Below are 11,703 nucleotides of genomic sequence, written 5' to 3'. Positions count from 1 at the left end.
GTCGTTGGCGATGGCTGTCATGATGAGCTCCTCGTTGAGTCCGTGATGGATGGCGTTGCGGTCTTCAGCCGCGGTATCCGACGTACTGCGCGTACACCTCGGGCGTCGGCTCGCCGGTGAGCGTCTCCTCGATGGCGAGCTCCCACGCCGGCGGCTCGCTTGCGCCCGAAAGTACCCACGCGGCCTGACGCGCGGCGCCGATCGCCACGTACTCGTCCGTGGCGGGCAGCGTGATGCGGTGCTCCAGGATCCCGGGACCGTAGGCGCGCACGGCCGAGGACCGCGCGCCGCCGCCGATGAGCAGGATGCGCCGCACGTCCACGCCGAGCGCCCGCACCAGCTCGAGGCAGTCGCGCTGCGAGCACAGCAGGCCCTCCACGAACGCTCGGGCGATGTTCTCGCGCGTGGTGTTGGCCAGCGTCATGCCGGCCAGCGTGGCCGTGGCGTCGGGGCGGTTCGGCGTGCGCTCGCCGTCGAAGTACGGCACCAGCGTGATGCCGCCGGCGCCCGGCACGGACTTCGCGGCCAGCTCGGCCAGCCCGTCGTAGTCGGTGCCGAGCGCATGGCATCCGGCGTCGGTGATGCGCGAACCGTTGATCGTGCAGGCCAGCGGCAGGAAGTGCCCGGTGCAGTCGGCGAATCCGGAGATCGCGCCGGTCATGTCGTACGTGGGGTTCTCGGCGATCGCCGCGGCCACGCCGGAGGTGCCCAGCGAGATCGACACGTCGCCCACGCCCATGCCCAGTCCCAGCGACGCCATCGCGTTGTCGCCGCCGCCGGGCGCGAGGATGCAGCCGCCGGGCACGTCCCGGCCGGCGATGGCGGGATCGGCCTTCACCGGGGCGGCGTCATGCGGGCCCAGCACCGTGGGCAGCGTGATCCGCTCGGCGTGGTCGAACGCCTCGGCTGGCGCCAGCACGGTGCCGTCCGCGCCGAAGGACGCGTCACCGCCGTAGGCCGGCGCGAGGGCGAGGGCGAGCAGATCGCGGCGGTAGACGTTGGCCGCGGCGTCGAAGTAGCTGGTGCCGGAGGCGTCGGAGCGGTCGGTGAACAGGGCGTCCAGATGCGCGTCGCCGCCGGGGGCGACCGGACCGAATCCGGCGATGCGCCAGCTCAGCCAGTCGTGCGGCAGCGCGATCGCGGCGATGCGACGCGCGTTGTCCGGCTCGGCCTCGGCGGTCCACGCCACCTTGGTGAGCGTGTAGGAGGCGACGGGGGAGGAGCCCACGGCGCGCACCCAGCGCTGCTTGCCGCGCAGCGTGGCCGCGGCCGCGTCGCCGCCGTCCGTCACGCCCCGCGCGCGCTCGGCGTCCGTGGCCGGCGCCGCGCCGAACGCCTCGATGAGCCCGGCCGCCTGCGGGGCCGAGCGGGTGTCGTTCCACAGCAGGGCGTCGCGCACCACGCGGCCGGAACCGTCGAGCAGCACCATGCCGTGCTGCTGTCCGCCCACGGCCAGCGCGCTCACGTCGTCGAGCCCGCCGGCCTCGCGCGCCGCGGCGAGGAACGCGTCCCACCACGCGTCCGGGCTCACGCTGGTGCCGTCCGGGTGCTTCGCCTGCCCGAAGCGCACCGTCCTGCCGGTGAGCGCGTCGGTGACGCGCACCTTCGTCGATTGGGTCGAGGTGTCGACGCCCGCCACCAGTACCTGTGCCATGTTGTGCTCCTTGATCGGTGGGGCCGGGGCCACGTCGCCCCCGGCATGAATGTTAGATGAATGAACTAATATGATCCTAGCACGGAAGTCGCGCTAGGATACAACAAACGGACGTTTTTTCGGCGGGAGCGTGATAGACGACATGGCGGCATTGCGGCGCATCAACCAGGAGGACCTGCGCAACCACAACCTGTCCGTGGTGCTGGACACGCTGCTGCAGTCCCGCGTGCCGCTCAGCCGCGCCGATCTGGCCAAGACCACCGGACTGACGAAGGCGACGATGTCGCTGCTCGGCTCGATCCTGCTGGACAACCGCGTCGTGGTGGAGCGCGATCCCTCGGTGCAGAACACCTACGGGCGACCCTCCACGCCGCTGGCCATCGCGCCCGGCACGTGGGCGGGCGTCGGCCTGCAGATCAACACCGACGGCTACGGGTACATCGTGCTCGACCTCACCGGCCGGACCGTGGCGCAGGAATGGGTGTCGGAGAACCTCAACGGCACCAGTCCCCGGGACGCGTTCGACCGGCTCGACGCGCTGGTGGGACCCACCGAACGCCAGATCACGAGCATGGGGTACCACATCGTCGGCACCGGTCTGGCGCTGCCCGGTCTCGTCACCGACGACCAGCGGCTGCTCTCCGCGCCCAACCTCGACTGGGGCATGGTGGACCTGCAGGAGTTCGCGATGACGGAACGGCTGCGCGTCGTCGCCGGCAACGAGGCGAACATGGCCGCGCTGGCGCAGATCCCCGGCTACGCCACCTGCCGCGGCGGCGGGCACGATCCCGAAGGGGACGAGGCGTCGCTGGAGACGAACGGGTCGTTCCTGTACGTGTCCACCGACGTGGGCATCGGCGGGGCGATGGTGCGCGACGGGCGCGTGGTGACCGGCGACCACGGGTTCAGCGGGGAGATCGGCCACGTGTCCGTCTCGCTCGACGGACCGGTGTGCCGCTGCGGTCGCGTGGGATGCCTGGAGGCCTACGCGGGCCGACGCGCCATGGTGGAGGCCGCGGGCATCGCGGACCGCGACGACGCTGCGCGCGCCGGCGCGGCCATCGAACTGTACGAGCGCTGGCGCAAGGGCGACGACGCGGCCGTGCGGACCATCGCGCGCGCCGTGGAGGCGCTGGCCTCGGCGATCGCCTCCACGCTCAACCTCATGGACGCGCAGACCGTGGTGCTGGGCGGCTTCTGGCAGCAGTTCGGCGACGAGCTGGCCGACCGGCTCACCCGCATGGTCGCCTCCCAGATCCTGGCCGGCGACGAGCTCGACGTGCGCGTACTCATGCCGCTCGTCAGAGAGAGGCCAGCCCTGCGCGGCGCCGCCGAGGTGGGGCTGCGCCGCTTCATCGACAATCCGCTGGGCTACATCGCGGGGGAGTAGGGCCCCGCCCGCGACGCAGCCCAGCGCTTGGTTGCGCGCCCGGTCGCGTCTAGTTGCAGCTCACGCCGCCGTCGATGACGATGGTGGCGCCGGTCATGAACTTCGCGTCGTCGCTGGCGATGTAGAGCACGGCCGTGGAGATGTCCTCGACCTTGCCGGACGGGATGGAGGTGTCCAGGCCGGCCATCACGCGGCCGATGCCCAGCTGGCTCATCTCGGTCTGGCCGTTCATGACCTCGGTGTCGACGCCGCCGGGGCACACCACGTTGCAGCGGATGTGGTCGGGCGCGTACATGAACGCCGTGTTCTCGGTGAGGCCCACGATGGCGTGCTTGGAGGCCGTGTAGGCAGCGCCCGCGCGGGCGCCGCGGATGCCGCCGATGGAGGCCACGTTCACGATGTTGCCGCCGCCCTGCCCGAGCATCACCTGGACGGCCTTGCGCATGGCCTTCATCGGGCCGACGAGGTTGACGTCCATGACCTTGTCCCACAGCTCGTCCGTGACCTCGGCCACCGGCTTGAACTCGTCCATGATGCCGGCGTTGTTGACCAGCACGTCCAGATGGCCGGCGAGCTCCACCGCCTTGTCGATCATGCCGTCCGTGGTCTCGGCGACGGTCACGTCGCCCGCGTAGGCGGTGATGGTGCCGGGAAGGTCCTTCGCCTCCTCGACCAGCCTGGCCAGACGCTCGGCGCGGCGGGCGACGGCGACCACCGTGGCGCCCTCGGCCGCGAAGTCCAGCGCGATCCTGTGTCCCATGCCCGAGCTGGCGCCCGTCACCACTACGCCCTTGCCGTCGAACCTGCCCATGCGTGCTCCTTTCGGGGAATGTAGGTCGCATCGTTGCTCCCTATCACGCTAACAGGATATGCGTTGCGGAACCATTGCGCCAATGTGTGGCAGATGTTTGCATCGTCGGCCGCGCATCGGCGCAACGGCTCCGCAACGGCATCGGCGGGGCTCAGACCATGCGCCCGTCGGTCACGAAGATGGCGTGGGCGTCACCTCGCGCCTTGGCCTCCATGTAGCGCCGGAAGATCGCCATGCGCTCCACGGTGCTCCGCGCCAGCGGCGAAGGCAGGTCGTCGGGTGCGAACCAGCCGACGCTCAGGCTCTCCTCGTCGCCGACGAACGGCGTGGCGTTGCCGCCGGGCCTCAGCTCGCACAGGAACGAATGATCCATGTACATGGCGTTGTCGCCGTTCGCATACGTGATGACGCGGTCAGATGAGACGACGGCCACCAGATCGGTGACGACGGCGTCGATGCCGGTCTCCTCCCTGATCTCGCGCACGACGGTGTCCGCCGGCTGCTCGCCCGGCTCGTTGATGCCGTACACGAGCGCCCACTCGCCGGTGTCGGAGCGGCGGCCCAGCAGCACGCGGCCTTCCGCATCGCGCACGTAGCCGGTCACCCCCGCGAGCCACAGCAGTCTGTGGCCGATATCGCGGCGCAGTTCCAGTACGAATTCAGGCGTCGGCATGACGCGCTCCCTTCCTCGTCCCCGCGGCGCGTGCCGCGGACCCATGACGCATGACATACGCCACGATACGCGCGAAGGCTCCCCTCCGCCATGGGAGGGGAGCCTTCAGGTCATCGCAAGCGGATTCAGCGGGCCTTGGCCGCGCAGTCCGCCATCCACTCCTCGACCTCGGCCGGCTTCTTCGGAATGCCGGCGGAGATCCATTCGGGGCCATGCTCGGTCATGAGCACGTCGTCCTCGATGCGGATGCCGATGCCGCGGTACTCCGGCGGAATCATCAGATCGTTGTCGCGGAAGTACAGGCCCGGCTCGATCGTGAAGATCATGCCCGGACGGATCGGCGCGCCCTGATACGCCTCGAAGCGGGCCTGCGCGCAGTCGTGCACGTCAAGGCCCAGATGGTGCGCCACGCCGCAGGCGAGCCAGCGGCGATGCTGCTGGCCTTCGGGCGAGAGCGACTCCTCGACGCTCACCGGCAGCAGGCCCCACTCGTGCAGGCGCTCGGCGATCACGCGCATGCAGGCGTGATGGATGTCGGAATACGTGGCGCCCACCTTCGCAGCCTCGAAGCCCGCCTGCTGCGAGTCGAGCACCGCCTCGTACAGGCGCTTCTGGAAGTCCGTGAATCGGCCGTTCGTCGGGAACGTGCGCGTGATGTCGGCCGTGTACAGCGAATCGACCTCGACGCCGGCGTCCACCAGCAGCAGGTCGCCGTTGCGCACCACGCCGGTGTTGCGCATCCAGTGCAGGATCGGCGCATGTTCGCCCGACGCGACGATCGAATCGTAGCCGACCGCATTGCCCAGCTCGCGCGACACCGCGTTGAACGCGCCTTCGAGGATGCGCTCGGAACGCGGCTTGTCGAGCGCGGCCGGCAGGTTCTCCAGCAGACGGTCGAAGCCCTGCTTGGTGGCGGCCACGGCCTTGCGCATCTCGTTCACCTCGTACGCGTCCTTGACCATGCGTGCCTCGGACGTGGCCTCCTTGAGCTTGTCGTCGTCGTCGGCGTTGGCGTCAGGGTCGGGGAAGCCGTTCGCCTCGCGCAGATCCTCCACCATCGACGTGATCTGCGGATCGGTGTCGCGCACCACGCGCACGCGCACCGCGCCGGCGTCCGCGCCCACGTCCTTGCCGAGCGCGTCCTGCAGCTGCGCGATGTCGTGCGTCTCCAGACCGGTCATCGCGGCCAGCTCCTTGAGGCCGGCGCGCGGGCCCACCCAGTACTCGCCGTAGTGCGGGTTCATGAAGAAGTCGGCGGTGTGGTAGTCGGCGCGGGGAGCCACGAACAGTTCGGCGTCGTGCGTGCGGCCGGCCTTCGCCTCGTCGGAATCCGGGTCCACCGGGTTGAGCACCAGCACGGCGCCCGCCTCGTAGTCCACGCCGAGGCCCGTGTAGTAGGCGAACGCCGTATCCGGGCGGAACATGTAGTCGCAGTCGTTGTTGCGCACCTTGGGGCTGCCGGCCGGAATCACGATGCGCTCGCCGGGGAACTGCGCGCCCAGCGCGGCGATGCGGGCGGGAGTGTACCTGGAGGATTCGAGCGGCTCCACGTCCGGTTCGGAGGCGTCCCAGCCCTGGGTCATGAACTCCTTGAACACCTCACCGTACGGCCGCAGCGAACGGTTGTTCACGCGGTCCTTCATCGGCTGGTCGTCGCCGGGCGCGTGCCTGCGCTCCTCGGCCTCGTACTCCTTGTCCTTGTCGGTCACGACGTCGTTCATAACGCTCCTTGATGGTTCCGGACTCAACTTCCGCCCACCATCTTAGGACGCTCATGGCGGAAGCGGCGGCGGGTCGGAGCCGATCGCCTAGAATGTGGGGAGTCATCGAGCAGAGGAACGGGAGTACACGGCATGTCATTCGAGCATCCGAACAGGAACGGCGAGACGATCCGCGAGGTGGAGCGGGAGATCATGAAGCGCCCGCCGGAGCACAACACCACGAATCTCGACCTGGACCGCATGACCCTCATGCTCGACCTGCTGGGCCACCCCGAGCAGTCGTTCCGCGTGATCCACGTGACCGGCACCAACGGCAAGGGCTCCACCGCGCGCATGGCCGAGGCCATCTGCCGCGCCTACGGCCTGCGTACCGGCCTGTACACCTCGCCGCATCTGGAGCGGATCAACGAGCGCATCGCCATCGACGGGCAGGAGCTCTCCGACGACGACTTCGCCGACGCCTGGGACCAGATCAAGGATCTCGTGGACATGGTCGACGCGACGATGGCCAAGCAGGGCAAGCCGAAGATGAGCTTCTTCGAGGTGCTCACGTCCATGGCGATCTGGAAGTTCGCCGATGCGCCGGTGGACGTGGCGGTCGTGGAGGTCGGCATGGGCGGCCGCGACGACGCGACCAACGTGCTGGACGCCGACGCCGCGGTCATCGGACCGGTGGACATGGACCACATGAAGTGGCTGGGCGACACCGTGGAGGACATCGCCCGCCACAAGGCCGGCATCATCAAGCCCGGATGCACCGCCGTCATCGGGCCGCAGCCGCACGAGATGGAGGTGCTGCCGATCCTCGAGGACGCGGCGCGCGCCGCCCACGCCACGCTGGTGCGCGACGGGTACGAGATGGAAGTGGTCAGCCGCATGCCCGCCGTAGGCGGCCAGGTCGCCACGCTGCGCACGCCGCTCGGCACGTACGCGGAGGTGCCGATCGCCAAGTTCGGCGAACATCAGGCGCACAACGCGCTCGCCGCGCTCGCCGCGGCCGAGGTGGTCATCCCCGTCTCCGGCGCGCTGGACGGCGACGTGGTGGCCGAGGCCCTGAGCGGCGTGAGGATCCCCGGACGCATCGAGCAGGTGCGCACGTCGCCCACGATCATCGTCGACGGCGGGCACAACGTGAACGCCGCCCAGTCGCTGCGTGCCGCCATCGAGGAGAACTACGACTTCCGGCAGCTCGTCGGCGTCGTCGCCATGATGCGCGACAAGCAGATCGAGGAGTACCTCGGCGTGCTGGAGCCCGTGCTCAGCCAGATCGTCGTCACCGAGAACTCGTGGCGCGAACGCGTCATGCCCGCCGAGGAGCTGGAGAAGATCGCCGTGGGCGTGTTCGGACGCGATCGCGTGATCCGCCGCGACGACCTGCCCGACGCGATCCAGACCGCCGTGAACCTCGTGGACGCCGAGGACGAGGTGGGCGTGGGCTACGGGCACGGCGTGCTCATCTGCGGCAGCTTCGTCACCGCGGGCGACGCGCGCACGCTGCTCAAGGAGCGCATGAACCCCGATCTGGCCAAGCCCAAGGCGGAGCGCGTCGAGCCGAACCTCGGGGAGTGACGGGGCCGCCCGTGTACCTCAAGGAACTCACCCTGCGCGGGTTCAAGTCCTTCGCATCCGCCACCACGCTGCGCTTCGAGCCCGGCATCACCGCCGTGGTGGGGCCCAACGGCTCCGGCAAGTCGAACATCGTGGACGCGCTCGCATGGGTGATGGGCGAGCAGGGCGCCAAGGCGCTGCGCGGCACGCAGATGGAGGACGTGATCTTCGCCGGCACGTCCTCCCGCCCGCCGCTGGGACGCGCGCAGGTGACGCTCACCATCGACAACGCGGACCGGGCGCTGGACATCGACTACACGGAAGTGACGATCTCGCGCACGATCTTCCGCAACGGCGGCTCCGAATACGCGATCAACGGCTCGCCGTGCCGTCTGCTCGACATCCAGGAGCTGCTGAGCGACACCGGACTCGGCCAGCAGATGCACGTGATCGTGGGACAGGGACGTCTCGACGCGATCCTCAGGGCCGATCCGTCCGGCCACCGCGCGTTCATCGAAGAGGCCGCCGGCATCCTCAAGCACCGCAGACGCAAGGAACGCGCGCTGCGCAAGCTTGCCAACACCGAACAGAACCTTGCGCGGCTCGACGACCTGCTCGGCGAGATCCGACGCCGACTCGGCCCCCTTGGCCGTCAGGCACGCATCTCGCGGCGCGCCGAAGCGATCCGGGCCACGCTGCGCGACGCCCAGGCGCGCCTCTACGCCGATGACGCGCTCGCCGCCATGACCGCGCGCGACCGCACGCGCGCCGAATTGGGCGAGGTGCGCGCGGCGCTCGCGCACGCGCATGGGGAGCTGGCACGCGTCAGGACGCGCATCGAGCAGGTGGAGACGCTCGCCGGATCCGCCAGCCCGGCCATCGCGCGCGCCAACGAGACGTGGCACCGCGTCGCGCAGCTGCAGGAACGCTACCGTTCGCTCGCGCAGCTGGCACGCGAACGCGGCCGGTCGTTCGCGGGGCAGATCGTCGCGCAGCCGGCGGAGGATCCGGAGCTGCTGTCCCGCCGGGCCGACGAGCTGGCCGCGCAGGCGGCGGCGCGGCACGCCGACGTGGACGACGCGCGTCTGGCGCTCGATCAGGCGACCGAGCGACGCGCCGCCTGCGAGCAGCGTCTCGCATCGGTGCGGCAGACGCTCGGCGAGCTGCGCCGCACGGCCCGGCAGCGCGAAGCGCGTCTCACGCAGCTGAACACGCTCATCACCCGCGAGGAATCCGCCGTCGAACTGGCGCGCACGCGCCGCCGCGACTTCGCCGCGCAGCGCGATGCGCTGGCCTTGCGACGCGGCGACGCCGAGGAGCGACGGCTGCGCGCCGAACGGGACGCCGAGACTTCGGGCGGCGACGACGATGCCGCGCTCGATCAGGCACGCGCCGGCCTCGCCTCGCGCGCCGAGACGCTGGACGCGCTGACCGACCGCCAGCGTGAGCTGAACGGGCGCATCATCGCGCTGACCGCCAAGGCCGATGCGCTGGCCGACGCGCTTGACGGGCGCGCGGCGTCCGGGGAGCTCGCGCAGGATCACGGCATCGGCGTCATGGGCCGGCTTGCGGACTTCATCGCCGTGCGCGACGGCTGGGAGGAAGCCGTGGCGCGGGCGCTCGACGCCGTGGCCGGCGCGCTTGTGGTGCCGGATACGGACGCGATGCTGCGCGCGCTCGATCGCGCCAGAACGGACCGGCTGGGCAGGGCGGTGGTGCTGAGCGCCGGGACACGTTCCGACGACGGCAGCGGCGGGGATGGGGACGCCGGTAGCTCCGGCGATTCCGCCGCGGACGGCGCATGGCCGTGCGCCGCGACGCTCGTGGACGCCAACGCCGCGGCGCCGGACGCCGATGCGGCCCGGCGCGTCGTCACGGCCGTGCGTTCGCTGCTCGGCGACGTCGCGGCCGCGGCCGACCTTGCCGATGCGCGCGCCGCGATCGAGGCCGGGTGGTCCCGGGCCGTGACCCGCGGCGGCGAACTGCTCACGCCCGTGTCCGCGTGCGGCGGGTCGACGCTGTCGCAATCGGACCTGTCGCTGAGCGCGCGCCGGGACAAGGCGCTGCGTCAGGCGGATGCGCTGCGCGGCGAACTGACGGCGCTCGACGCGCAGGTCGCCGCGGCGACCGAGGCACGGGACCGGGCCAGGCTCGCCGTGGACCATGCCGTGCAGCGGCGCGCCGAACGACGACTCAGGGCGCAGCAGGCGGTCAGGGCGCTGGCCGAGGCGCGGCGTCACGCCGACGACCTCGACCGGCAGCTTCATGGTCTGGACGCCGGCATCGCCGATGTCGAACGGGACGAGCGGCTGCACGCCGCCAAGCTCGACGATCTGCGCACGGCGCTCGAAGCGGCGCGGGACGTGCGGCACGGCGACGGGGACGCCGACGAGCTCGATGCGCGCGAACGGGCGCTGGAGGCCGACCTCGGCACGGCGCGCGACGCCGAGGCCGCCGCCAGGATCGCGTGGACGGACGCGAGCCGCAAGGCCGATTCGCTCGACCGGCAGACCGAGCTGCTGCGCGATCAGGCAGGGCAGGCCGAGCAGCGTCGCACCCGCATCGCCGCGCTCAACGCCAGACGTCGCGAACAGGCGGCGCAGGCGGCGCGCATCGCCGACGACGCCGACGCGATCGCGCGGATGGCCGACCGGTACCTCGCACAGGCGGCCGAGCGTCGCGACGCGCTGCAGGCGCAGGCCGCCGAGCACGACGGGGAGCTGAAGCGGCTGCGCGCCGAACGCGACCGCATCGACCCGCAGGCGGCCGAGTTCACGGCGCGGGAACACGCGCTGGACGTGGACCGCGAGCGCATCGCCGGGCAGCTCGGGCGAATCGCGCAGCGCATCGCCGACGATCTGGGCACGGACATGGACGAACTGGTCGCCCGGTACGGTCCCGACGTGCCGGTGCCGGTGCTGGACGAGCAGGGGCGGCCGGTGCCTCAGGACGGTGCCGACGCCAATGCTGCGGCGACCGCCGAAACCGCAGCCGATACGCCAGATGCAGCGGGCGCAGCGGACGCCGCCGTGCGCCCCCGCACCGTGCCGTACGTGCGCGAAGAGCAGCAGCGGCGCCTCGACAAGGCGCAGCGCGACCTCAAGGCACTCGGCAAGGTCAATCCGCTCGCCACCGAGGAATTCGACGCACTCGAAGCGCGTCACCAGTACCTCAAGGACCAGCGCGACGACGTGGCGCGGTCGCGCGACGACCTCATGGGCCTCATCAGGGATCTGGACGCGACGATGGTCAGCGTCTTCTCCGACGCCTTCGCCGACACCGCGCAGGAGTTCGAGCGCATGTTCGCCATGCTGTTCCCCGGCGGCAGGGGACGGCTACGCCTGGAGAACCCGGACGATCCGCTCGCCTCGGGCGTGATCGTGGAGGCGAGTCCCGCCGGCAAGCGCGTGCGCCAGCTCAGCCTGCTCTCCGGCGGCGAACGGTCGCTGACGGCGCTGGCGCTGCTGTTCGCGATCTTCACGGCGCGCCCCAGCCCGTTCTACGTGATGGACGAGGTGGAGGCCGCGCTCGACGACGTGAACCTCACGCGCCTGCTCGACGCGTTCGAGACGCTGCGCGAGCACGCCCAGCTCATCGTCATCACGCATCAGCAGCGCACGATGAGCATCGCCGACGCCCTGTACGGCGTGACGATGCGCGCCGACGGCGTGACCGCCGTGATCTCCCAGCGGCTGGACCGTTCCAGCGACCGCTAGCCGCGTTGCCTGCCGGGGCGTTCGCTGGCAGTACCATGCGTGGCGTCCGTTGTTGTGCGGTGCGGTACGGTTTCGGACGCTGAGGGTGGGCTGGCGTCCGATATTGTGCGGTGCGGTACGATATTGGACGCTGGCGGCGTGCTGGCGTCCGGTTTCGTATGGTCTCGCACGATTTCGGACGCTGATGGTC

Annotated in this window: 6 protein-coding genes and 1 pseudogene; 3 read left to right on the top strand and 4 right to left on the bottom strand. The window is 70.8% G+C overall.

What is annotated here, in order from left to right; translation table 11 throughout:
- Positions 1 to 64 precede the first annotated feature (64 nt).
- A complete protein-coding gene (locus G1C96_RS05240; protein ID WP_169275598.1) occupies positions 65 to 1,654 on the bottom strand; it encodes a xylulokinase in 1,590 nt (529 codons plus the stop codon).
- Between the two features lie 142 nt (positions 1,655 to 1,796).
- Between G1C96_RS05240 and G1C96_RS05235 the strand changes: the two genes are divergently transcribed.
- Positions 1,797 to 3,044, top strand: a complete 1,248-nt coding sequence (locus tag G1C96_RS05235; protein ID WP_169275597.1) for an ROK family protein — start codon at positions 1,797 to 1,799, stop codon at positions 3,042 to 3,044.
- Between the two features lie 49 nt (positions 3,045 to 3,093).
- On the opposite strand, the gene G1C96_RS05230 is transcribed toward G1C96_RS05235, so the two are convergent.
- The 3 genes from G1C96_RS05230 to G1C96_RS05220 form a co-directional block, all read right to left on the bottom strand.
- The gene (locus G1C96_RS05230; RefSeq protein ID WP_169275596.1) at positions 3,094 to 3,855 is read right to left on the bottom strand and encodes an SDR family NAD(P)-dependent oxidoreductase; all 762 of its coding nucleotides are present in this window, start codon (positions 3,853 to 3,855) and stop codon (positions 3,094 to 3,096) included.
- Positions 3,856 to 4,006: 151 nt separating this feature from the next.
- Positions 4,007 to 4,528, bottom strand: coding sequence for an NUDIX hydrolase (locus tag G1C96_RS05225; protein ID WP_169275595.1), 522 nt, complete (start codon positions 4,526 to 4,528; stop codon positions 4,007 to 4,009).
- 125 nt (positions 4,529 to 4,653) lie between these two features.
- A complete protein-coding gene (locus G1C96_RS05220; RefSeq protein ID WP_169275594.1) occupies positions 4,654 to 6,249 on the bottom strand; it encodes an aminopeptidase P family protein in 1,596 nt (531 codons plus the stop codon).
- 132 nt (positions 6,250 to 6,381) lie between these two features.
- Here G1C96_RS05220 and G1C96_RS05215 point away from each other — a divergent pair.
- Positions 6,382 to 7,788: pseudogene (locus G1C96_RS05215) on the top strand (bifunctional folylpolyglutamate synthase/dihydrofolate synthase); the annotation flags it as partial.
- 41 nt (positions 7,789 to 7,829) lie between these two features.
- The gene (smc, locus tag G1C96_RS05210; protein ID WP_169275592.1) at positions 7,830 to 11,513 is read left to right on the top strand and encodes a chromosome segregation protein SMC; all 3,684 of its coding nucleotides are present in this window, start codon (positions 7,830 to 7,832) and stop codon (positions 11,511 to 11,513) included.
- Positions 11,514 to 11,703 lie beyond the last annotated feature (190 nt).

This window comes from Bifidobacterium moraviense (genome assembly GCF_012932365.1).
Classification (GTDB): domain Bacteria; phylum Actinomycetota; class Actinomycetes; order Actinomycetales; family Bifidobacteriaceae; genus Bifidobacterium; species Bifidobacterium moraviense.
The sequence above is the reverse complement of the archived record's forward strand: the minus strand, read 5'-3'. Positions and strand labels throughout refer to the sequence as shown.

What these genes read in the sequence shown, in the direction of transcription:
- G1C96_RS05240 (WP_169275598.1), bottom strand. Translation starts at nt 1,654, where the DNA reads ATGGCACAGGTACTGGTGGCGGGCGTCGACACCTCGACCCAATCGACG.
- G1C96_RS05235 (WP_169275597.1), top strand. Translation starts at nt 1,797, where the DNA reads ATGGCGGCATTGCGGCGCATCAACCAGGAGGACCTGCGCAACCACAAC.
- G1C96_RS05230 (WP_169275596.1), bottom strand. Translation starts at nt 3,855, where the DNA reads ATGGGCAGGTTCGACGGCAAGGGCGTAGTGGTGACGGGCGCCAGCTCG.
- G1C96_RS05225 (WP_169275595.1), bottom strand. Translation starts at nt 4,528, where the DNA reads ATGCCGACGCCTGAATTCGTACTGGAACTGCGCCGCGATATCGGCCAC.
- G1C96_RS05220 (WP_169275594.1), bottom strand. Translation starts at nt 6,249, where the DNA reads ATGAACGACGTCGTGACCGACAAGGACAAGGAGTACGAGGCCGAGGAG.